The 23,162-nt window shown below is 68.0% G+C and carries 18 protein-coding genes; 13 read left to right on the top strand and 5 right to left on the bottom strand.

The features are described 5' to 3' along the window. Positions 1-5 precede the first annotated feature (5 nt). Positions 6-1,256 carry a sarcosine oxidase subunit beta family protein gene (locus tag CVM50_RS18785; protein ID WP_085888897.1) on the bottom strand — a complete coding sequence of 417 codons (1,251 nt, stop codon included), beginning with the start codon at positions 1,254-1,256 and terminating at the stop codon, positions 6-8. 94 nt (positions 1,257-1,350) lie between these two features. Between CVM50_RS18785 and CVM50_RS18790 the strand changes: the two genes are divergently transcribed. The 5 genes from CVM50_RS18790 to CVM50_RS18810 all read left to right on the top strand — a co-directional run bounded on the left by CVM50_RS18790 (position 1,351) and on the right by CVM50_RS18810 (position 7,377). Continuing rightward, positions 1,351-2,307: a GlxA family transcriptional regulator gene (locus tag CVM50_RS18790; protein ID WP_085888898.1), complete on the top strand. Its 957-nt coding sequence runs from the start codon at positions 1,351-1,353 to the stop codon at positions 2,305-2,307. 117 nt (positions 2,308-2,424) lie between these two features. Beyond that, positions 2,425-3,726: a flagellar hook protein FlgE gene (locus CVM50_RS18795; protein WP_085888899.1), complete on the top strand. Its 1,302-nt coding sequence runs from the start codon at positions 2,425-2,427 to the stop codon at positions 3,724-3,726. A gap of 76 nt (positions 3,727-3,802) precedes the next feature. After that, complete coding sequence (gene flgK / locus CVM50_RS18800) at positions 3,803-5,260, top strand: flagellar hook-associated protein FlgK (protein ID WP_085888900.1); 1,458 nt, start codon at positions 3,803-3,805, stop codon at positions 5,258-5,260. A gap of 3 nt (positions 5,261-5,263) precedes the next feature. Beyond that, on the top strand, positions 5,264-6,274 hold the full coding sequence (locus tag CVM50_RS18805) for a flagellin (RefSeq protein WP_085888901.1): 1,011 nt from the start codon (positions 5,264-5,266) through the stop codon (positions 6,272-6,274). Then, complete coding sequence (locus tag CVM50_RS18810) at positions 6,271-7,377, top strand: flagellar basal body P-ring protein FlgI (protein ID WP_085888902.1); 1,107 nt, start codon at positions 6,271-6,273, stop codon at positions 7,375-7,377. Before CVM50_RS18805 ends, CVM50_RS18810 begins: the two co-directional genes overlap by 4 nt. A 600-nt stretch (positions 7,378-7,977) precedes the next feature. On the opposite strand, the gene CVM50_RS18815 is transcribed toward CVM50_RS18810, so the two are convergent. Continuing rightward, the gene (locus tag CVM50_RS18815) at positions 7,978-9,474 is read right to left on the bottom strand and encodes a phosphomannomutase/phosphoglucomutase (protein WP_085888903.1); all 1,497 of its coding nucleotides are present in this window, start codon (positions 9,472-9,474) and stop codon (positions 7,978-7,980) included. 293 nt (positions 9,475-9,767) lie between these two features. On the opposite strand from CVM50_RS18815, the gene glmM reads away from it, so the two are divergent. Then, on the top strand, positions 9,768-11,108 hold the full coding sequence (gene glmM / locus CVM50_RS18820) for a phosphoglucosamine mutase (protein ID WP_085888904.1): 1,341 nt from the start codon (positions 9,768-9,770) through the stop codon (positions 11,106-11,108). A 4-nt stretch (positions 11,109-11,112) separates the two neighbouring features. Here glmM and CVM50_RS18825 read toward each other — a convergent pair whose 3' ends face one another. Together CVM50_RS18825 and CVM50_RS18830 are read right to left on the bottom strand one after the other, a co-directional pair. After that, positions 11,113-12,081: a glycosyl transferase family protein gene (locus tag CVM50_RS18825; RefSeq protein WP_085888905.1), complete on the bottom strand. Its 969-nt coding sequence runs from the start codon at positions 12,079-12,081 to the stop codon at positions 11,113-11,115. Next, on the bottom strand, positions 12,081-12,416 hold the full coding sequence (locus tag CVM50_RS18830) for a hypothetical protein (protein WP_085888906.1): 336 nt from the start codon (positions 12,414-12,416) through the stop codon (positions 12,081-12,083). Before CVM50_RS18830 ends, CVM50_RS18825 begins: the two co-directional genes overlap by 1 nt. 186 nt (positions 12,417-12,602) lie before the next feature. Here CVM50_RS18830 and CVM50_RS18835 point away from each other — a divergent pair, with 186 nt between their 5' ends. From CVM50_RS18835 to CVM50_RS18860, 5 genes are all read left to right on the top strand, one after another. After that, positions 12,603-13,535: a class I SAM-dependent methyltransferase gene (locus CVM50_RS18835; RefSeq protein WP_085888907.1), complete on the top strand. Its 933-nt coding sequence runs from the start codon at positions 12,603-12,605 to the stop codon at positions 13,533-13,535. 90 nt (positions 13,536-13,625) lie between these two features. Continuing rightward, on the top strand, positions 13,626-14,618 hold the full coding sequence (locus CVM50_RS18840; protein ID WP_085888908.1) for a pirin family protein: 993 nt from the start codon (positions 13,626-13,628) through the stop codon (positions 14,616-14,618). 347 nt (positions 14,619-14,965) lie between these two features. Beyond that, a complete protein-coding gene (locus CVM50_RS18845) occupies positions 14,966-16,030 on the top strand; it encodes a bifunctional transcriptional activator/DNA repair enzyme AdaA (RefSeq protein ID WP_085888909.1) in 1,065 nt (354 codons plus the stop codon). A 407-nt stretch (positions 16,031-16,437) separates the two neighbouring features. After that, on the top strand, positions 16,438-18,585 hold the full coding sequence (locus tag CVM50_RS18855) for a TonB-dependent receptor domain-containing protein (protein ID WP_085888911.1): 2,148 nt from the start codon (positions 16,438-16,440) through the stop codon (positions 18,583-18,585). 127 nt (positions 18,586-18,712) lie between these two features. Next, positions 18,713-19,471, top strand: a complete 759-nt coding sequence (locus tag CVM50_RS18860) for a HugZ family pyridoxamine 5'-phosphate oxidase (RefSeq protein WP_085888912.1) — start codon at positions 18,713-18,715, stop codon at positions 19,469-19,471. 21 nt (positions 19,472-19,492) lie between these two features. On the opposite strand, the gene CVM50_RS18865 is transcribed toward CVM50_RS18860, so the two are convergent. Further along, the gene (locus CVM50_RS18865; RefSeq protein ID WP_157792234.1) at positions 19,493-19,987 is read right to left on the bottom strand and encodes a MarR family winged helix-turn-helix transcriptional regulator; all 495 of its coding nucleotides are present in this window, start codon (positions 19,985-19,987) and stop codon (positions 19,493-19,495) included. Between the two features lie 188 nt (positions 19,988-20,175). Between CVM50_RS18865 and ilvD the strand changes: the two genes are divergently transcribed. Then, positions 20,176-21,876: a dihydroxy-acid dehydratase gene (gene ilvD, locus CVM50_RS18870; protein ID WP_085888914.1), complete on the top strand. Its 1,701-nt coding sequence runs from the start codon at positions 20,176-20,178 to the stop codon at positions 21,874-21,876. Between the two features lie 166 nt (positions 21,877-22,042). Next, entirely contained in the window at positions 22,043-23,158 is a 1,116-nt protein-coding gene (locus CVM50_RS18875) for a C4-dicarboxylate TRAP transporter substrate-binding protein (protein ID WP_157792235.1), read from the top strand. The last annotated feature ends 4 nt before the right edge of the window (positions 23,159-23,162 follow it).

Here is a 23,162-nt window from a genome sequence, read left to right on the forward strand (position 1 = left end):
GGACCTCAGTGCAGGTTGGGTTGCGCGCCAGCGCCGCGTTCGTCGATCAGGTGACCGCGCGCGAAACGGTCCAGGCGGAAGGCGGTGGCGGTGTCGTGGGGCGTGTCGGTGGCCAGCAGATGCGCGAAGACATGGCCCGAAGCGGGCGTGGCCTTGAAGCCGCCGTAGCACCAGCCGCCGTTGAAATAGAGGCCCTCGACCGGCGTCCGGTCGATGATCGGCGAGCCGTCCATGGACATGTCCATCAGCCCGCCCCAGCTTCGCAGCAGCCGGGCGCGGCCGATCATCGGCATCAGGGCCATGCCGCCCTCGGCCACATCCTCGACCACCGGCAGGTTGCCGCGCTGCGCGTAGGAATTGTAGCCGTCGATATCACCGCCGAAGACCAGCCCGCCCTTGTCGGACTGGCTGATGTAGAAATGCCCGGCGCCGAAGGTGATGACCCCGGGGATCACCGGCTTCAGCCCCTCGGTGACGAAGGCCTGCAACACGTGGCTTTCGATCGGCAGACGCAGCCCGGCCATGGCCATCACCCGCCCCGAGCTGCCCGCCACCGCGACGCCGACCTTGCCCGCACCGATGTAGCCGCGCGAGGTCTCGACACCCCGCACCTGACCACCTTCGATGCGAAAGCCCGTGACCTCGCAGTTCTGGATGATGTCGACGCCCATCCGGTCAGCCGCCCGGGCATAGCCCCAGGCGACGCCATCGTGCCGCGCCGTGCCCGCGCGGGTCTGCATCAGCCCGCCCTTGATGGGAAAACGCGCGTTATCGTAGTTCAGGAAGGGCACCATCTGGCGCAGCGCGTCGCGGTCCAGCAGCCGCGCGCCCGCGCCGGTCAGCATCATGGAATTGCCCCGCCGCCGGAAGCTGTCGCGCTGCGCATCGCTGTGGATCAGGTTGATGATGCCGCGCTGGCTGACCATCGAGTTGAAGTTCAGGTCCTGCTCCTGCCGTTCCCAGTGCTGCATCGACAGCTCGTAGAAGGGCTGGTTGCCGGGCAGCAGGTAGTTCGACCGGATGATCGTGGTGTTGCGCCCGATGTTGCCACCGCCCAGCCAGCCCTTTTCCAGCACCGCCACGCGATGCCGGCCATAGAGTTTCGCCAGGAAATAGGCCGTCGCCAGGCCATGACCGCCGCCGCCCACGATGACGATGTCGTATTGCGCCCGCGGCGCCGGATCGCGCCACAGCGGCCCCCAGCCCCTGTGGCCGGTCAGCGCTTCCTTGATGACGCGGAACCCGGAGAATCCCATCTGCTGCTCCTTGCTGCTGCGCCCTTGATCTAGCCGCGCGGGCCGCGCAGTGTATTGCGGAAAACAGTCATTATATTTCGGAAAAGGGTCATACATGCCGCCCAAGCGCATCGGCTTCGTCCTGGTCGACGGCTACGCTATGATGAGTACCGCCGCCGCGATGGAACCGCTCAGGGCGGCGAACCTGTTCTCGGACGGGCCCCTGTACGACATCGTGCCCCTGTCGCGGCAGGGCGGGCCGGTGGCCTCGTCGCTGCCCTTCACCATCGAAACCACGGCGCTTGCGCGGGCGCGCGGTCCCTTCGACCTGGTCTTCGTGGTGGCGGGGGGCGATCCACTGGCTCTGAACGATCCGACCCTCCTGGCCTGGTTGCGCCGGCTGGATGCCGCGGGGGTGCCCCTGGGGGGCATCTCCGGCGGGGCGGCGATCCTGGCGCAGGCCGGGCTGATGGCCGCGCGCCGCTTCACCGTACACTGGCACCACCTGGAGGAACTCCACGCCCTGTCACCCGATTTCCTGCTGGAACGGCGCCTCTTCGTCATCGACCGGGATCGCTACAGCTGCGCGGGGGGCACCGCGCCGCTGGACATGATGCAGGCGATCCTGGCGCGTGATCACGGTACCGCCTTTGCGCGGCGCATCGCCGACTGGTTCATCCAGACCCAGATCCGCCCGGCGGACGCGCCGCAGCAGGCCGGGATCAGCGCCCGCTACGGCGCCCTGCCCCGGCCTGTAATGGAGGCGCTGGAGCTGATGGAGACCCACCAGGCGGATCCGCTGGACCTGGGCCAGATCGCCGCCCTGGTCGGCCTGTCGCCCCGGCAGCTGCAACGCCAGTTCGACGCCGCCCTCGGCCGTTCGGTGATCCGCGCCTACCGCGAAATGCGCCTGACCACGGCCCGGGAGCTGTTGCGAAACTCGCGCCTGCCGATGGGTGAAGTGGCTGCGATCACGGGGTTTTCCACGCCTCCCGTCTTCTCCGACAGCTACCGCGCCCACTATGGCGAGGCGCCGCGCGACACCCGCCGGGCCGCGCAACAGGCGTCCTGATGTCCCGACGGAAGTGTGGCGTATTTTAGGGGTCTGCCCAGTTGTTAGCCCGCTGTTAAGGCCGCGCCCTTAGCCCTGAGGCACGACAAAAGGTCGATGCAGCAGAAAGGCGTATTCATGACAATTTCCTCGTCCCTCAACGCGGGCGTCGCGGGTCTGCAGACGAATGCCACCCGTCTCGCGGCCATTGCCGACAATATCGCCAACTCTTCCACCTTCGGGTACAAGCGGGTCCAGACGGACTTCAGCTCGCTGGTGCTGGGCGATTCCGGCGGCGGCTATACCGCGGGTGGCGTGCGCGCCTCGACCATGCGGCTGGTGGACCAGCGGCGGTCCATCGTGCCCACCGACAACCCCACCGATCTGGCCGTGCGCGAACGCGGCATGCTGCCCGTGGCCCTGTCGACCGAGATTGCCGCCACCGGGACCTTCGACGAGATGCTGCTGACCTCGACCGGGTCCTTCCGCATGGATGCCGACGGCTTCCTGAAGACGGAGACCGGGCTGATCCTGCTGGGCTGGCCCGCCAATGGCGACGGCAGCTTCCCCAATGTCCCGCGGGAGACCTCCAGCGCCCTGGTGCCGGTGCAGATCGACCCGTCGACCTATGCCGGCAACCCGACCACCTCCATCGACATGGGGGTGAACCTGCCCGCGACCGAGACCGAGGATACCGCCAGCGGTGACCCGCTTGAGGTGACGATTGAATACTACGACAACCTGGGCAAGCCCGAGACGCTGACGGTGGTCTTCACCCCCGATGTCAGCGGGCCCGGCGCCGGCAACATCTGGTCGATGGAGATCACCGACAGCGCCACTGCGGCGGTGGTCGGCGAATATGACCTGACCTTCAACGACAGCCGCACCGCCGGCGGCACCCTGGCCGATGCCACGCTGACCGGCGTCGGTACCGCCTATGACCCCGGCACCGGTACCGTTGTCATCAACGTCGCCAGCGGTCCGATCGAGATCGATCTTGGTCTCTACGGCGAGGGCGGCGGCCTCAGCCAGCTGGGTGATGATTTCGCGCCCACGGGCATCAACAAGGACGGCTCCGCCGTGTCCAACATGACCGGAGTGGAGGTGGACGCGAACGGCTACGTGCGTGCTTTCTTCGAAAGCGGTGAGGCGCTGGTGCTCTACCAGGTGCCGCTGGCTGATGTGACCAACGTCAACGGGATGAAGTCGCTGGACTACCAGACCTACAAGCCCACCCCGGACAGCGGCGGCTTCTACCTCTGGGATGCCGGTGACGGTCCGACCGGTGACATCGTCGCCTACGCCCGCGAGGAATCGGGCACCGATGTCGCGGGAGAGCTGACCGACATGATCCGCACCCAACGCGCCTATTCCTCCAACGCCAAGGTCTTCCAGACCGTCGACGAGATGCTGCAGGAAACCACAAACATCAAGCGATAACAGCGGCTTGACCCCGAGTCGCCACCCTGGCGGCGGCTCGCGAACAGGAAGGCCCACAAACAGGAAGGTCTGATTCATGTCCCTCTCCGGCGCCCTGTCCAACGCCCTGTCCGGCCTGACCGCGACCGCGCGCAACTCCTCCGTCACCGCCTCGAACATCTCGAATGCGATGACCGAGGGCTACGCCCGCCGCACGCTGGAAACCTCTGCCCGCTCCACCGGGTCCTACGGCGGGGTCCAAGTGGACGGCGTGGTGCGCCACGTCGATCACGGGCTGGTGGCCGACCGGCGGGAGGCCAATTCCGCCCTGCAGCAAAGCGACACGATCAGCCAGTTCTACTCCCGTGTCGAGGATCTTCTGGGCACGCCGGAGGATGGGGCCTCCCTTTCCGGTCGGCTGACCAACTTCGAAAGCGCGCTGATCGCCTCGGCCTCGCGCCCGGACCTGTCGGAACGGCTGACGACCACGCTCTACGCCGCCCAGGACGTGGTGGACGCCTTCCGCCGCATCAGCGACGGCATCCAGGACATTCGGATGGAGGCAGACGCGGAAATCGACAGCTCCGTCACCCGGATGAATACCCTGCTCGACCAGGTCGCCGATCTGAACACCGGCATCAACAAGGCCCGGATGACCGGCGGCGACCCGAATTCCCTGATCGATCATCGCCAGGCGGTCATCGACGAACTGTCGGAGTACATCCCCGTCATCGAGGTCGCGCGCGCCAATGACACCGTCGCGCTCTATTCCGCCGGCGGGGCGATCCTGCTCGACGGCTCCTCCGCGGTGGAGTTCGGCTTCACCCGCACCAACATGATCACCGCCAACATGACCCAAGGCGCCGGCCTGCTGTCGGGGCTGACGATCAACGGTGTCGCCATCGACACCGAGGACGACCGTAGCCCGATCCTGGGCGGGCGGCTGGCCGCCCTGTTCCGCGCCCGTGACAGTCTGGCGGAAGGGGCCCAGGCCCGAATCGATTCCGCCGCCCGCGACCTGGTCGAACGCTTCCAGGACCCGGCGCTGGACCCGACGCTGCTGCCCGGCGACGCAGGTCTGTTCACCGATGGCGGCGGGGCCTTCCTGCCCGCCGACGAGGTGGGCCTTGCCGGCCGGCTGCAGATCAACGCTGCCGTGGACCCGGCACAGGGTGGCGAAACCTGGCGGCTGCGCGACGGGATCAATGCGGGCGCCCAGGGACCGGTCTCTGATGCCGCCCTGCTGCAGGACATGCTCTCCGCCCTGGCGGTGAAACGCCCCCCCGCCTCCGGCCCCTTCGCCACCTCCGGCCTGTCGGCCCCGGATCTGGCCTCCTCGCTGATCTCCATGGCCGGCACGGAACGCCATCTCGCCGAACAGAGCCTCAGCTTCGCCACCACCCGCGAGGCGGAGCTGAAGGCGCGACTGCTCTCCGACGGCGTCGACACCGATGAGGAAATGCAGCGCCTGCTTCTGATTGAACAGACCTACGGCGCCAATGCCCGCCTGGTGCAAACCATCGAGGACCTCCTCGACCGACTGATGAGTATCTGAGCCATGCCAAGCCCCATCACCATAGGCGACCTCGCGCAGAGCTTCATGCTGCGCCAGCAGAACACCGACCTGAAAAGCCGGATGAACCAGCTCAGCCAGGAACTGGCCTCGGGGCGCACCGCCGATGTCGCCCGCCATCTCTCCGGCAGCTATTCCTACCTGGCGGACGTCGAACGCAACCTCACCCTGATCGAGGGATACGACTCTGCCGCCAGCGAGGCGATCCTCTTCACCGGCACAATGCAAGAGGTGCTGGACCGCTACCAGACCCTGGCCACGGACCTCGGTTCCGCCGCCCTGACCGCGGCCGGCTCCTTCCTGGACGAGGCCGTGATCGGCGCCTCGACCCGCGCCTCGGAAGACATGGAAAGCATGGTCAACGCGCTGAACACCACCGTGGCGGGGCGCGCCATCTTCTCCGGCATCGACAGCGACACCTCACCGCTGATCTCCTCCGAGCAGATCCTGGACGAGCTGCGCACGGCGCTGGCCGGTCAGACCGACCTGGCAGGCGTCCAGGGCGTGCTGGACACCTGGTTCGGCCCCGGCGGCGATTTCGAAACGGTGGCCTACCAGGGCAGCACCACCTCACTGCGCCCCTTCCTGCTGGGAGAGGGCGAAACCGTCGACCTGGACCTGCGCGCCGACGACCCAGGCCTGCGAGAGCTGATGAAACACACCGCCATGGCCGCGCTGGCCTCGGATCCAGGCCTGGGGTTCGACAGCGCCCTGCAGGTCGAGATGATGAAGGCCGCGGGCGAGGGTCTCTCGTTCCAGCAGGAGGGCATCGTGCAACTGCGCGCCGATCTCGGCTATGCCCAGACCCGGGCCGAGGAGGCCTCGGCCCGGGTCGTGTCGGAACGCGCCGGCTACCTGATTGCCCAGTCCGAACTGCTGGCGGTCGATCCCTATGAAACGGCGACACAGCTGGAGGACGTTCAGTTTCAGCTGGAGGCGCTCTATGCTCTGACGGTGAAGCTCTCGCGCCTGTCGCTGACGGATTACCTGCGATGATCCGCCTCTGCGCCGCCCTGACCCTTTGCCTCGCCCTGCTGGCCGCCCCCCTCGCCGCCGGCCCGATCCGCATCAAGGATCTGGTCGAATTCGATGGGGTGCGTGGCAACGACCTTGTCGGCTACGGGCTGGTCGTCGGGCTGAACGGCACCGGTGATGGGATCCGCAACGCCCCCTTCACCGAAGAGATCATGTCGAACATCCTGGAACGGTTGGGGGTGAACATCACGGGAGAACAGTTCAGGCCGAAGAATGTCGCCGCCGTCTTCGCCACCGCGGAACTGCCCCCTTTCTCCCGCGCCGGGTCACAGATCGACGTGACCGTCTCGGCCATCGGCGACGCCTCCTCTCTATTGGGCGGCACGCTGATCATGACGCCGCTGAACGCAGCCGACGGACAGATCTACGCGGTCGCCCAGGGCACGATCATCGCCGGCGGTGCCGCCGCCGAGGGCGAGGCGGCGCAGGTGGTCCAAGGGGTGCCCACCGCCGGGGTCATCCCCGCTGGTGCCCGGGTGGAGCGGGAGGTCGATTTCGAGCTTTCCGCCCTGTCGTCCCTGCGCCTGGCCCTGCGCGAACCCGATTTCACCACCGCCGCCAGGATCGAGACGGCAATCAACAGCGCCTTCGGCACCGGCGCGGCGCGAATGCTGGACTCGGGCACGGTCCGCCTCGACATCCTCGCCACCGGCCTGCCCTCTCCGGCCCATGCCCTGGGCCAGGTGGAAAACATCCTGGTGGAACCAGAGCGCAAGGCCCGTGTGGTCGTCGACCAGCGATCGGGCACGATCGTCATGGGCGATGACGTCCGCATCAGCCGTGTCGCCGTCAGCCAGGGCAATCTGACCCTGCGGATCGAGGAGGACCCGGTGGTGGTTCAACCAAACCCCTTCGCCGAAGGGGAAACCGTGGTCGTGCCGCGCACCAATGCCGACATCATCGAGGAGCCGGGCATCGGCCTGGCGGAGATCGACGAGGGCACCTCGCTGTCGGAAGTGGTTGCCGGACTGAACGCGCTCGGCGTTGCGCCACGGGACATGATCGACATCCTGAAAAGCATCAAGGCCGCCGGGGCCCTGCATGCGGAATTCATCGTGCGATAGTCAGACCACACTGACGTAGAGTGGCGAAGCTGGCCCGAGACGCTTGCGACTGCCGTCGACCGGAAGGCTGCGTCGTGCAACCGCCCAGCAGAGCACACCGCGACGACAAGACGATCCTGGTTGGCCCATGCGCCCTCCCCCCTCATCTTGGGTCATGGCCATGCCCCACGAAGCGAAACGCAAGGCGCGCAGGGCGCAGGGCGCAGGGCGCAGGGCGCAGGGCGCAGGGCGCAGGGCGCAGGGCGCAGGGCGCAGGGCGCAGGGCGCAGGGCGCAGGGCGCAGGGCGCAGGGCGCAGGGCGCAGGGCGCAGGGCGCAGGGCGCAGGGCGCAGGGCGCAGGGCGCAGGGCGCAGGGCGCAGGGCGCAGAAATCTTGGCCCTGGTGGCATCGATATCAACCCCGGCAGCGGGCCAATTCACGGCGGCCCTCGATCATCCGGGCGGCTGAAGGGTGGCATCGGGGGAACATCGCCAAGACCTTGCACCGCCTCCCGCCAGGGCGGCAATGAAAAGGGGCCGGACCATCAGTCCAACCCCAGGGCCCACCGTCCAGGGCCAATGAACGTGACGGGGATCCGCAGATGCCCCGGTCACCCGAACCTCAGAAGGTCTGGTCGTAGTCGCCCACGCCCGGCTCGGTGCGGATCACCGCATCGACCTCCTCGAAGATCGCGCGCAGCTCCTCCGCGCTGTCGGAGCTTTCGCAGACCACCACCAGGTTCGGCGTGTTCGACGAGGCGCGCACCAGCCCCCAGGAGCCGTTTTCGAGGATCACCCGGGCGCCGTTCACCGTCACCACTTCCCTGATCGCCTTGCCGGCGAAGCTGTCGCCCGCCTCGGCCTTGGCCACCAGCTTCTGCACGATCCGGTCGAGGATGTCGTATTTCTCCTCGTCCGCCGCATAGGGCGACATGGTGGGCGTGGAATAGGTCACCGGCAGGGCCTTGCGCAGATCCGACATCTTCATGTCCGGGTTGCGATCCATCAGCTTGCAGATCTCGACCGCCACACGCATGCCGTCGTCGTAGCCGCGCCCGATGGGTTCAGCCAGGAAGTAGTGGCCCGACTTCTCGAAGCCCGCCAGCGCGCCCAGCTCGTGCACCCGGCGCTTCATGTGGCTGTGGCCGGTCTTCCAGTAATCCGCCTTGGCGTCGCCCGCGACCAGCTCGGGATCGCTGGCAAAGAGGCCAGTGGACTTCACGTCCGCCACGAAGGTCGACCCGGGGTAGAGCTTCACCAGGTCGCGGGCCATGATGACGCCCACCTTGTCGGCAAAGATCTCCTCGCCCTCGTCGTCCACCACGCCGCAGCGGTCGCCGTCCCCGTCGAAGCCCAGGGCGAAATCGGCGCCGGAGGCCTTCACGCTGTCGGCCATGTCATGCAGCATTTCCATGGCTTCGGGGTTCGGGTTGTAGTTGGGGAAGGTGTAGTCGAGCGTGTTGTGGCTCTCAACAACCTCGACACCCATGCGGCGGAACAGCTCGGGCGCATAGGCGCAGGCGGTGCCGTTGCCGGTGGCGCAGACCACCTTCAGTTTGCGGGACATTTTGAAATCGCCCAGCAGGTCGTCCATGTAGGCGTCCCAGACGCCGTCGACGAACTCCACCTTGCCGCCCTCGCGGGCCTCGCCCTTGCCGTTCAGCACGATGTCCTTCAGCTCGCCCATCTCGTCCGGACCGTGGGTCAGGGGCATGTCGAAGCCCATCTTCACCCCGGTCCAGCCGTTCGGGTTGTGCGAGGCGGTCACCATCGCCACGGCGCAGCCGCCCAGGTGGAAGCTGCTGAAATAGGCCATGGGCGTGATGCAGGGGCCGATGTCCTTCACCGTGATCCCGGCCTGCACGAGGCCCAGGATCAGGGCGTTCTTGATGGTCAGCGAGTAGTCACGGTAGTCGTTGCCGACAGCGATCACCGGCGGCAGGCCACGCTTCATCATCTGCGTGCCCAGGCCCAGGCCGAGGGCCGTCATGCCGGGCAGGTTGATCTCTTCGGGGTACTTCCAGCGGGCATCGTATTCCCGGAAGCCGGTCGGCTTGATCATCGGATCGCGCAGGAATTCCCAGGTATTGGGGGTGACGGTGGAAAGGGGTTTGGTCATGCCAAGTCATCCGTTTGAAATGAGACGAGAGAGGTCGCCTCAAAGTGGTAGCGAGGGCCGGACGGGGGATCAACGCAGATCCCGGGCGACCGGTGGTTTGTTACCGAAACGAAAAACTAGCGGCGGATGACCGCCGGGAAAGGGGGCGCAGCGGCGGAATTTCAGGCCCGGCGCGGTTGGACAGCCCCCGCCCCGGCGCCTATAGCTGCAACACATGCAAGACGCGGCGGGCCCGGCCCGTGCGCGAGGCGCGCCGGGGACAGGCGCGGGACAGAACGGAAGTGGGGCAGCAGATGGCAGGCAGGCTCTTCGGCACCGACGGGGTGCGCGGACAGGCGAACAAGTGGCCGATGACGGCCGACGTGGCGCTGCAACTGGCGGCGGCGGCGGGGCGGTATTTCCGCACCGACAAGCAGGACCACCGGGTGGTGATCGGCAAGGACACGCGGCTGTCGGGCTACATGCTGGAAAACGCGCTGACCGCGGGCTTCACCTCGACCGGCATGAACGTCTTCCTGCTGGGCCCGGTGCCGACGCCTGCCATCGGCTACCTGACCCGAAGCCTGCGCGCCGACGTGGGGGTGATGATCTCCGCCAGCCACAACCCGGCTGAGGACAACGGGATCAAGTTCTTCGGCCCCGACGGGTTCAAGCTGTCGGATGAGGCGGAGGATGCGATCGAGCGGCTGATGGCCGAGGGCGTGCCCCCCGCGCAACCGCAGAACATCGGTCGCGCCAAGCGGTACGAGGACGCGCGCGGGCGCTACGTGGAATATGCCAAGGCCACCCTGCCGCGCCGCACCCGCCTGGACGGGCTGCGCGTCGTGCTGGATTGTGCCAATGGCGCCGCCTATCGCACCGCGCCCGCCGTCCTGTGGGAGCTGGGCGCCGAGGTCATCCCCATGGGCGTCGAACCCAACGGGTTCAACATCAACGAGGATTGCGGCTCCACCCATCCCGAACAGGCCGCGCGCCGCGTGCGCGAAACCCGTGCCGATCTGGGCATCTGCCTGGATGGCGACGCCGACCGGGTGATCCTGATCGACGAGACCGGCCGGGTGGCCGATGGCGACCAGATCATGGGCCTGATCGCCGCCCGCTGGAAAGAGGCCGGCATCCTGGCGGGTGACAGCCTGGTGGCCACGGTGATGTCGAACCTCGGGCTGGAACGCTACCTGGAAGGCCACGGCATCGGCCTGGAACGCACCGCCGTCGGTGACCGCTACGTGGTCGAGCGGATGCAGCAGGGCGGCTTCAACCTGGGCGGCGAACAGTCCGGCCATATCGTGATGACCGACCATTCGACCACCGGCGACGGGCTGCTGGCCGCGCTGCAGTTCCTGTCGGCCATGGTGGAAACGGGCCGGTCCGCCAGTGACCTGTCCAACGTGTTCCAGCCGGTGCCGCAAAAGCTCATCAACGTGCGCTATGCCGATGGCAAGGCGCCCTTGGACACCGACCCGGTGCAGGAGGCCATCGCGCAGGGCGAGAAGGCCCTCGGCAAGGGCGGGCGCCTGCTGATCCGCAAGTCGGGCACCGAACCCCTGATCCGCGTCATGGGGGAAGCCGAGGACATGCAACTTCTGGACCGCGTTCTGAACAGCATCGTGGACGAGGTACGCGCGGCCAGCTGACCGCTCAGGCCGGGACCTGCGCCCGGGCGGCCCAGAGGCGCTGCGCCTCGGCGCCCGGATCGGACACCCCCAGCGTGTCCAGCGCCAGCTCGGCGGTGCCCAGCACGATCTCGGTGGCGAAATCATCCACCCAGTCCCCCGACCAGAGCCGCGCCAGCAGCGCCGGGTCGGTCCAGCCCCGGTTCAGCTTCCCCGTCTCCGCCAGCCGCGCGGGCGCCAGCCGGTCCAGCGGCGCGCCGTCGCGCAGGCCGAATAGCGCGATCTCCTTGCCCGGGTTGCGTTCGAACTCGCCCCCGCCGCCCTTGATGACAGTCAGGTTGTCCTGCCCCAAAAGGCGGCCCGCATCCGCCTGCAACTCCCGGTAGGGCGGGTGGAAGACCCCCTGGACGGAGGCCGGCGCGCGCGCCGGGTTCAGCACCCGCAGGACCGTGTTCACGCAGCTGCGCACGCCCAGCTTGTCCCGCAATTGCATCAGCGCCAGCAGGCCAGGCTGAAACTGCTCCAGCGGCAGGTAAGCGATGCCGTGGTCGGCCAGCAGGGCGCCCGCCTCGGGCACGGATCCCGCCACCGGGATCCCCGCATGGGGCAGCGCGCTGCGAACCGAGGCCGCCTCGGCCATGTGGTGTTCGGAATTCCAGCCGTGCAGCAGCACCGGATGGCCCGCCTGCGCCACCAGCCGGGCGGCCAGCAGGAAAAACGGCAGCCCTCGGGTGCGCCCGGCGGCATAGCTGGGCCAGTCGAGCGCGGGGCGGGGGATCTGTGGCAGAGCCTCGCGGGCAGCCTCGGCGAAACCCGCGATCTCGTCGGCGGTTTCCCCCTTCATCCGCAGCAGCATGAGGATGGCGCCCACGGCCTCCGGGTCGGCCCCCTCGGCCAGCATCAGGCGCAAGACCTCCGCCGCTTCCTCCTGCGTGTAGGAGCGTGACCGGCCCGGGCCACGGGCCAGGATGCGGGTATAGGGCGCCAGGCTCATCACGCGCTCACTCCGCCGCTTCGACGCGGGCGGGCGGCGCGGTCGCTGCCGCGCGCGGGATCGGTGAGCACCTGCATCTCTTCCTCATCGCAATCGAACATGGCGCAAAGGTAACGCCCCCGATCTTCGGGGCAATGAAGATCCGCGATCTCGGCCCGCCGACCCTGCCCGTTCTTCGCCCGCGCCCGGAACCCGTTGAACAGCGCCAGGTCGCAGCCGGGTGTCACCGCCAGATGCAGATCGGCAATGTCGCAGGTCGCCGTGCGGCGCGGATCGACGACCACCACGCGGCTGGCCAGACGGATCGCCTCGCCCGCGTCGCTGGTGATCGGCACGCAGGTCTGCTCCCGACATGGGGCCAGCCAGCGGGTCTTGTAAACTCCACTCCGGTCTCCCCGGCCCACCATGCTGGCGCCTGGCCCGAAAAACCGGCGGCTCAGGGCGGGTCCCCCTGCAGTTTTAATCATTGATTAGGGAAGCTTCGGCGAAATGGCCCCGCTGCCCTGTGACAGGAGGTTCCCATGCAGACGATCGACCACCCGCCGATGACCTGGCGCGACGACCAGAAGATTGCCTGGCCGATGAAGAAGCTGGGCCATGCCCAGCTTGGCGCCGCCGAAGGGGCCATGCTCTACTACATCGCCCGCGACTGGGTGTCGGGGCGATACCCCCTGCTGGAGCTTGGCTCCTTCCTGGGCGGCAGCGCGTCGCTGACCGGCGCCGGGCTGATGGCCAACCCCGACTGGGACGGCACCACGCGGCTGCACTGTTTCGACATCTTCGAGGCGAAGTTCGGCGATATGGCCGAATTCATCCGCACCCGCATTGATCCCGACTTCCGCGAGGGTGAGGATTTCCAGCACCTCTTCGAGGCCCAGACGGCAGAGGTCGCCCCGGCGATCGAGATCCACAAGGGCGACTTCGCCGAGGCCCGCTGGGACGGCGGCGCGGTGGATCTGGTCTTCGTCGACATCGCCAAGACGGCCGAGCTGAACCGCGTCGTGCTGGAACGGTTCCTGCCCGAGCTGCGCCCCGGACCGGGTCTGCTGGTGAACCAGGATTTCCACAATGCCGACAACCCGTGGATCCATTGCTCCCTCGGTCACCTGATCGACTATTTCGAGCTGATGGAGCCGCGCGCCGACGATTCCATCCTGCTGCGCCTGCGCGAGCCGATCCCGGCCCAAGCCCTGGCGGAGGCCGGCCGCTGGGAAGACCTGGACCCCAGCGATGCCCTGGCCCGGGTCGACCGGCTGCTGTCGCTTTTCCGCGAGGGCGGGCATGACACCCGCTACATCGAACTGGTCCGCGCCCGGCTGTTGATCCGCGGCGGCGATGCGGGCGGCGCCCTGGCCCTGGTGGACGAGGCGCTGGAACGCTTCGGCCCTGGCGACCCGAAGGAGCATTTCTTCTGGCTGCGCCGCTGCCGCGCCGTCCAGCAGGAGGCCGCCTGACACCCCCTCCAGGCGTGAGCAGCCCCTGTGCATGTTTGCGGGGCTGCGCTCTGGGGATTTCGGCCTATCTTTGGATCAAAGGAGGCCCCCATGAGCTGGAATCCCGACGCCCTTCTGACCGACCCGGACCTGATCGCCGCCTCGGCGCTGGAAACTCTCATCATCCCCCGCAGCCGCGACATCGGCGGCTTCGAGGTGCGCCGCGCCCTGCCCGCGCCCCGACGGCAGATGGTCGGCCCCTTCATCTTCTTCGACCAGATGGGCCCGGCGGAACTGCTGGCCGGCGACCGGATCGACGTGCGCCCGCATCCCCATATCGGGCTGGGCACCGTCACCTACCTGTTCGAGGGCAGCTTCCGGCACCGCGATTCCATCGGGTCCGATCAGGTGATCGTCCCCGGTGACGTGAACTGGATGGTGGCCGGGCGCGGGGTCAGCCATTCCGAACGCTCCCCCTCGGTCGAGGCGGGCGGCACCATCCACGGCGTGCAGACCTGGATCGCCCTGCCCGAAGCGGAGGAGACCCGTGCGCCGCTGTTCGAGCATTTCGCCAAGGCCGCCCTGCCCGAGCTGGAGGCCGAGGGAATCCAGGCCCGGCTGATCCTGGGCGACGCCTTCGGCGAGAGCGCCCCGGCGCAGCTCTTCTCCGAAAGCTTCTACCTGGACGTGACCCTGGCCCCCGGCGCCCGCTTCCCCCTGCCCGACGACCACGAGGACCGTGGCGTGCATGTCACCCATGGCGCGGTCGAGGTGGCGGGCGAGCGGTTCGAACCGGGCCGGATGATGGTCTTCCGGCCCGGCGACGCGATCACCCTGCGCGCCGGACCCGAAGGCGCGCGGTTCCTCGCCCTCGGCGGTGCGACGCTACCCGGGCCACGCTACATCTGGTGGAATTTCGTCGCCTCCGATCCCGACCGGATCGAAGCGGCCAAGCTGGACTGGCGGCGTGGCACCTGGGGCCAGGGCCTGTTCGACCTGCCCGTTGACGACCGGGAGGAATTCATCCCCACCCCCGAAGACGGCCCCGGCCGCCTGCTGCCCATGCGGGCCGGGGCGCGCAAACCGGGCGGGCAGCCCGGCTGACGCATGGGGTCGCTTGCGGCATGGCCTGCGCCGGGGCTATCCCCCGGGGCCCAGACCGGCAGGAGACCCCATGCCACGCGCGTCCTGCGCGCCTCGGACAGCTACGCCCACCACTGCGGGATCGACCGCGGCGGGGATTGCTACCGCCTCAAGACGCTTGAGGAATCGGGCGAGGCGGCCAAGGCGTGAAACAAGCTGGCCCATCACAACGACGCGGATCTGGACGCCGCGATCCGACAAAAGGGGTATTTCGATCCAGCAGCGATCCAGCAAGTCCAGGCCGAAAAGGCGGAATAGGCGCCCGATTTCCGGCGCAGTGCCGGGGCGACCTGCGCTAGGATCGCTTCATGATGTTCGAGCTGCCCTCCGATGACACCCTCTACGACGCGCTGCTGGCGCGGGACGCCAGCTACGAAGGCCGGGCCTGGGTCTGTGTCACGTCGACCGGCATCTTCTGCCGGCTGACCTGCCCGGCCCGCAAGCCACGGCGGGAGAACTGCCTGTTCCGTGCCCAGTTGGCCGACTGCATCGCTGAGGGGTTCCGACCCTGCAAGCGCTGCCATCCCCTGCGGGCGGCGGGCGAGGGCGACCCCGCGGTGCTGGCCCTGCTCGCGGCCCTGGACGCCCGACCCGATCACCGCTGGAGCGAGGCCTGCGTGATCGCCCTGGGTCACGATCCCTCCACCGTGCGCCGGGCGTTCAAACGCGCCTTCGGGATGACCTTCCTCGACATGGCGCGCCAGCGGCGGCTGCGCGACGGTTTCCTGACGCTGGCGCGGGGCGGCAAGGTGATCGAGGCACAGCTGGAGGCGGGGTTCGACAGCCCATCGGCCTTCCGCGCGGCCTTTGCCCGGCACCTGGGCGTCGCCCCAGGCCACCTGAAACGCGACGCCCTGCTGCGCGCCGAATGGATCCCGACGCCTCTGGGCGACATGGTCGCCGTGACCTGCGCGCGCCATCTGCACCTGCTGGAGTTCGCCGACCGCCGCGCCCTGGGTGCCGAGGTGCGCAGGCTGGCCAACTACGCCCGGGGGTCTCTGGGGCTGGGCACCCATGACCCCGGCGCGCAGATCCGCGAGGAACTGGCCCGCTACTTTGCCGGCGGGGGCGCGCGGTTCGACACACCGCTGGCGCTGCACGGTTCGGCCTTCACCCGGCAGGTCTGGGAGGAGCTGCGCCGCATCCCGGCGGGGGAAACCCGCTCTTACGCGGACCTGGCCCGCACCATTGGCCGCCCCGAGGCGCATCGCGCCGTGGCCCGTGCCAACGGCGCCAACCAGATCGCCCTAGTCATCCCCTGCCATCGGGTGATCGGCAGCGACGGATCGCTGACCGGTTACGGCGGTGGCCTGTGGCGCAAACAGCGCCTGTTGCAGATCGAGACGACGCAGCACCCCGCCCAAGCCGGCTGATCCGGCCCTGTCCGCCTGGCCTGCCCCGGCACCTCTCCAGACTGCGCGACACCGCCTCCGCGCGCACCTCGCAGTGCTGGAGAGAGAAATGACCGGCACGTGCGCAGACCCGCAGACCTACCCCCGCGGCTACCGGATAGAGAAGCTGGGCACCTTCGCGTCGGGCAAGGCGCCAGAAGGCACGCGAGGGGCCAGTCTCGGCCCTGGCGGCGTTCATATCGCCCCTATGCTCAAGGCTCTTGCAGCCCCCGAGGCGGAGGCCCTGGGGCGACAGATCTTGATAAGTCGTCTGTATACTGATTAAGAGTCAGGCGCACACGTGCACTCCGAGACAGTGGCGGGAGGGCTGACGCCTTCTGCGAGCGATCAAGGGATTGAACATTCTCTTACCCTCGCAGGAGACGACCATGTCGCATCCCATGCGCGCCCTCGGGCGCAGTGTGCTGCTTGCCACCGGAGCAAGCGGCCTCATCCTCAGCCCGACCCACGCCCTGTCCCAATCCTCCCCGGACCCGGCCCTGGTTCTCGACCCGATCCGGGTGCAGAGCGACCAGGAGGGAACGGACACCGCGGCCACCTCCGCCGTCGATGCCGCAGATCTGCAGACGCGCTATTCCGGCAACCCGCAGACGGCCCTGAATGCGCTGCCCGGGGTCTCGACCCGGCAGTCGTCCAACCAGCCCGGCATCGAGGTCAACATTCGCGGCCTCTCCGGCTTCGGCCGGGTCAACGCGATGATCGACGGGGTGCCGCAAAGCTTCAAGAACACCGCCAGCCATGAAAGCTCGGGGGGCAGCCTGCTCTATGTTCAGCCCGAATTCCTCTCCGCGATCGAGGTCGAGCGCGGGGCCGTTTCGGGGGCCGCCGGCAACGGCACCCTGGCCGGGGCCGCGAACTTCCGCACCCTGTCGCTGGATGACATCCTGCTGGAGGGGCGGAGCGAAGGCGGCATGACCCGGCTGAAATTCGGCGACAACGGCTATGAATACTCGGGCCTCGTGACCTACGGCAAACGCCTCGAGGGCCTGTGGAGCGGCGCGGGCCATGCCGATATCCTGCTGGGTTACGCCAAGTCGGATGAAGGCAACTACGCCACGGGGGACGGAGAGTTGGATGATGGCAGCGCGGGCCGCGGATCCGCGAACACCCCCGAGGGCCGGCTGGTGAAGATCGTCCTCGCCCCCAGCGAGGCGCATGAGCTGAGCTTCGGCCTGCTCGGCTATGAGAACACCTTCCAGAACTCCAGCTATACCTGGGATGTCGACAACCGGACCTACACGGCGGATTACGCCTACCGGCCCGGCAGCGACCTCATTAACCTGGACCTGTCGGCCTACTACAACGACACCACCCTGACCTACCCCGGCACCGGCGGCTCCTACGCGGGACGCGAAACCGAGGAGGAGACCTACGGGCTGTCCCTCAGCAACCGCAGCCACCTGGTGCTGTCCGGCGGGCGCAGGCTGGTCCTCGACTACGGGCTGAGCTGGACCCGCGACGACTTCCAGACCCATTCGATGCGGGGCGGCAACCACCCGGGGACGCTGGACAAGGCCAGCCTCTTTGCCGACGCCACCCTGGACATGGGGGCCACCACGCTGTTCGGCGGGCTGCGCTATGACTATTGGCGCGCCGACGGCTATCGCCCGCCTTACAGCGCCGGCGTGGCCGACTGCCCGGCCGACGGGCCGGATTGCGGCGACGAATGGGTGGACCGCGACGGCGGGACCTGGCTGCCGAAGATCGGCATCCGGCACGCGGTCAACGAGGCGCTGACGCTGGAAGCCAGCTATGCGCATACCTTCCGCCCGCCCACCACGCACGAGATGTTCTATGCCCTCGTGCCCTTCGGGGACGGCGTCGGCTCCGGCATGACCAACAACCTCGACCTGGATCCGGAGACCAGCCGCACCCTGGAACTCAGCGCCCACTACCGTCAGCAGGGCCTGCTGACCGCCGGCGACAGCGCCTGGCTTCGCGTCACGGCCTTCCAGAGCCGGATCGAGAACTACATCGTCAACGAATTCGTCGACATTCCCGGCGATCCCTACAGCCGCGCCATGTGGGTCAACACCGATGGCTCGACGCGCATGCGCGGCCTGGAGGTCGAGGGCGGCTACGATTCCGGCAAGGTCTACGCCAACCTGTCCCTGTCCATCAGCGACACCGACGATCAACCCTATGGCCAGGGGACCGGCATGGGCAACGGCATGACCTCGGCCCAGCCGGAGCGCATGGCGACGCTGGACATCGGCCTGCGCACCCTGGAGGAGCGCCTGACCCTCGGGACCCAGGTGCGGTATGTCGGGGAAAGCCAGCAGGCCGCCTTCGACTGGGGCAGCTACCCCGACGGCGCCTACATGGCCGAGACCGACAGCTACACGCTGGTCGATCTCTACGGCAGCTACGCGATCACCGAGGCGGCGCAGCTCTTCTTCTCGGTCGAGAACCTCTTCGATGAAAGCTACGGCTACCCGGGCGGCAGCGCGGCCGCCTACGAGGAGATGACCGGCCGCGGTCGCACCGTGATCGCCGGGCTGACGACCCGGTTCTAGGGCGGATCCCAGGCGCGCCCGGTGGCCAGGAGCGGAGCACGAGGCACACCCCCGACGGCCCCTCCCCGGGCGCGCCCCTGCCACCCCGGCAGGCCCCGACCACAAACGGCATCGAAGGAGACGAAGAATGACGCAGCCGCTGCATCTCATGCGCGAAAAGCCCCTGAGCGCGGCTGACGTGGAGCCTTTCGCCGCGCGTCGCCTCGCCCGGCAGATCCTGCGCACCACCCGCAACGTGGCCCTGGCCAGCCTCGACCGTCACGAGGGGTTCCCCTACAGCTCGATCACCAATCTCTCGGTCGAACCCTGCGGCGGGCCGGTGATCTACGCCTCGCGCCTCAGCCACCACGGGCAGAACATCCTGGCCGATCCCCGGATCTCGATGACCCTCGTGCAGGATGCCGGGCGCGACGTGCTGCGCGACCGCCGCCTGACCCTGATCGGCCGGGCCCATCCGCTGACCGGCAGCGCCTTCAAGACCGCCGGCGCCCGCTATTGCCGGAAGTTCCCGCGCGCCGGCCGCTATATCGGATTGCCCGACACGCTTCTGTTCCTTCTGCGGATCGAGGACGTCTTCCTGAACGGCGGCCCCGCCCGCTATGTCGATGACCTGCGCCCCGATGATCTGACTGTCCCGCTTGACGGGGCCGACGCGCTGGTGGCGGATGAAGGCGCGCTGATCGCCCATCTGGATCGCTTCCCGGAGAAGCTTCGCCCCCTGCAGTCGGGCGTCCCGTCCGGGTCACGCGGCCACTGGCAGGTCACGACGATCGACCCCGAAGGCATCGACTTGGGCTCGGAAACGGAATTCCTCAGGCTGGAGCTGCCCCGGCGCGCCCGTAGCCCGTCGGAACTTCTGTCCATGCTCGGCCCCGTTCCCGGCTGACCGGCACAGCAGCGCGGGCGATCAGGGATCCTGCCCGGTTTCGCGCTGCAACTCGATCAGCGCCTCGGCATTCGCACCGATCCGACCCAGAAGGTCGAAAAGCTGCGCCAGTTCCTCGGGGGTGAACCCCGCGCGGATCCGCTCCGCCCGGCGGTCGCCGGCCTCCAGCAGACGGTCGTGAAAGGCCCGCCCCCCCTCGGTCAGCCGCACGATGGTCGCGCGCCCGCGGCTGGCCGTCATCTCCATCGTCACCAGTTCACGCGCCTTCAGCAGCTTGAGCGCCCGGCTGGCCTGGGCCGCATCCAGATCGGCAGAGCGGGCGGCATCCCCCACCTTCAGCTCCGGCGTCTTGCCAAGCGCCAGCATCATCCGCCATTCCGGCAGACCGATGCCGAAGATCTCACGGTAGAAGACGGCCGCAGAGCGGTTCAGCCGGTTGGCGACCCCGGTGATCCGGAAGGACACCCCATGATCGAACAGCAGCGGTATCTGATCCGTTCCTTCCGTGTCTGCCATCATCCTGTCCTGTCGTCCTGCTGACCGGCCACAGCCTACCCAGCGCCGCGGCGCAATGCGATCCGCGTCAGCCATGTGATCGGAATTTTTGCTACGTATCTTTATGTTGACACGTCATTAAAGGATACGTCAACTAAAAGGGCATCGGAGGAGATGCACAGACATTCACGTTTCGGAGGAGAACAGGCATGGCCACGAAGGACGGGCGCAACACGCGCCCCTTGCGCAGCAATTACGAGATCGGGAGTTCATTCTGGGCGGTCCGCCGGGCGCAGTGGCGCGCCATGGGGCTGACCGACGAGGACATGGAGAAGCCCAAGATCGCCGTCATCAACACCTCGTCGGAACTGGCGATCTGCTTCAACCACCTGGACCATGTGGCGGCAGTGGTGAAACAGGCGATCCGCGACGCCGGCGGCCTGCCCTTCGAGGTGCGCACCGCCGCGCCCTCGGATTTCATCCATTCGGCGGGCAACGCGGGCAAGTACATCCTGCCCTCGCGCGACCTGATCACCAATGACATCGAGGTTCAGGTGGAGGGCGCGCAGCTGGACGGGATGGTCTGCCTGGCCTCCTGTGACAAGACCGCGCCGGGCCAGCTGATGGCGGCCGCGCGGCTGAACATCCCGACGATCTTCGCCATCTGCGGCTACCAGGGCAGCGGCCATATGGGCGAGGAGCATGTCGATATCGAGGAGGTCTTCCTCGGCGCCGGGCATCACGCCATGGGCGCCATCACCCTCGACCGGCTGAAGGAGATGAGTGAGAAGGCCATCACCTCCTCCGGGGTCTGCTCGGGGATGGGCACGGCCAATTCCATGCACACGGTCTGCGAGGCCCTGGGTATGACCTTGCCCGGCCATGCGCCGGTGCGCGCCGCGGGCGGGGGCATGCTCGACAACGCCGCCGAAGCGGGCAAGCGCATCGTCGACATGGTCTGGGAAGACCTGCGCCCGCGACAGATCCTGACCGAAGCCGCCTTTGAAAACGCCGTGCGGTCGGTTTTCGCGGTCAGCGGCTCGATCAACACGATCAAGCACCTGCAGGCCGTGGCGACCGAGGCCGACACCGATATCGACGTCTACGGCATGTATGAACGGCTGATGGACAGCTCACCGGTGCTGGTTGCGGTGCGTCCGAACGGCGACAGCTCGATCGAAGAGTTCGACGACGGCGGCGGCGCGCGGGCGATCCTGAAGAACCTCGGGGCGCTCACCCGGACCGAGGCGATGACCGTCGCGGGCAAGACCCTGGGCGAGACGCTGGACGGGTGGCAGCCGCCCACCGACACGGTGAAGACCGCCGAGGCGCCGCTGTCCGACAAGCCAGCCATCGTCCTCGTGCGCGGCAACCTGGCGCCCGATACGGGGATCATCAAGCTGGGCCTGCGCTATGACCGCAAGCTGAAGGTCACCGGCCCCGCCGTCTGTTTCGACAACCCCATCGACGCCATCGAGGGGCTGAAGGCGGGCAAGGTGACGGCAGGCGACGTGCTGGTGCTGCGCGGCCTCGGCGTGCGTGGCGGGCCCGGCATGGGCATGGCCTCGCGCGTGGTCTTCGCCATCGAGGGCGCGGGCCTGGGCGAGGACGTGGCGGTGGTCACCGACGGGCAGCTGTCGGGACTGGTGAACAAGGGGCTGGTCGTGGGCGAGGTGACACCCGAAGCCCACGGTGGCGGCCCCCTGGGGCTGGTGCGCGACGGCGACCAGATCACCATCGATGTGCTGGCCCGCCGCGTGGATGTCGACATGGACGACGCCGAGATGGAGACGCGCCGCTCTGCCCTGCCCCCGGTGGGACATTCCGGCCAGCGCGGCTGGCTGTCGATCTACGAAGGCGAGGTCGAACCGCTGTCGCGCGGCGCCGTTCTGATCCCGCCGCGCGGCTGAGCCCCAACGCGCGGCGGCACCGCCGCCGCGCGACAGGCACAGACCACCACCTTTTCCAGATCGCGAATGCATCTGTGCATCAATTGCTGTGGTTTCGCGAGGAATGGCGCTTCTAGACTATGACTTGTCAGGGGTCTTCGGACCTGCTGCACCTAGGGAGGAATTCATGAAACAGACCATCATCGGGGCTGCCATCGCCGCAGCCCTGGCCGTGGGGGCCGTGCCGTCCCAGGCCAAGGAACTGATCTATGGCAGCTGGATGGGGGCCAATGCCTCGACCAACGCGATCTCGCTGCCCCACTATTTCGAGAAGGTGAAGGAGGCCACCGGAGGGGAGATCGAGTGGACCCTCGTGCCCGGCGGACAGCTGGCCACCGGCGCCGGCACCGTCGATGCGGTCGCAGGCAACCTGATCGACGCGGGCACCACCATGGCGCCCTATACGCCGCGCGAACTGCCGGCCACCAACGCGATCTTCACCCGCACCGTGGCAGGCGACGACGTGGTCGGCACCGCAGGCGCGATGAACGAGCTGATCCTGCTCAACTGCCCCGAGTGCAAGGCGGAGTACGAACGCAACGACGCCGTGGCCTTCGGCGCCTACAACACCACCCCCTACCTGCTGATGTGCAAGCCCGAGGTCTCAACCGTGGCCGACCTGAGCGGCACCAAGGTGCGCGCCTCCGGCGGCGGGGTCGAGATCATGAAGATGGCCGGTGCCACTCCGGTGGCGATGAGCCCAGCCGAGGCGACCTCGGCGCTGGAGCGTGGCGTGGTGGATTGCGTCATGGGCTCGCTCGCCTGGCTGCGCAACTACGGCTACATGGACATCACCGAACATGTGATGGAATACCCCCTCGGCATGGCCGGTCCGCCGCTGCTGATGTATATGAACCGCGATGTCTGGAACGACCTGACCCCCGAACAGCGCAAGGCCCATATCGACAACGCGGCCGAGCTGGTCGCCGTGGGCACCATCACCGCGCAGATGGACATCGACGCCGAGGTGAAGGCCGCGGCCCTGGAGGAAGGCGTGATCTTCCACGAGGGCGGCGCCGATTTCGCCGACATCATGCAGCAGCGTGTCGATCAGCAGGAAGCGGCGATCATCGAGATGGCAACCTCCGTCGGCGTCGACGATGTCGAGGGACTGCTGGCCAAGTACAGCGAGCTTCTGGAGAAATGGGCCGACATCTCCGGAGAGGTGGGGACCGACGTGGAGAAATTCACCGAGGCCCTCAACCGCGAGGTCTATTCCAAGCTGGACCCCGAGGACCTCTGATCAT

Origin of the sequence: Pseudooceanicola marinus (genome assembly GCF_002786295.1) — a bacterium.
Taxonomy (GTDB): domain Bacteria; phylum Pseudomonadota; class Alphaproteobacteria; order Rhodobacterales; family Rhodobacteraceae; genus Pseudooceanicola; species Pseudooceanicola marinus.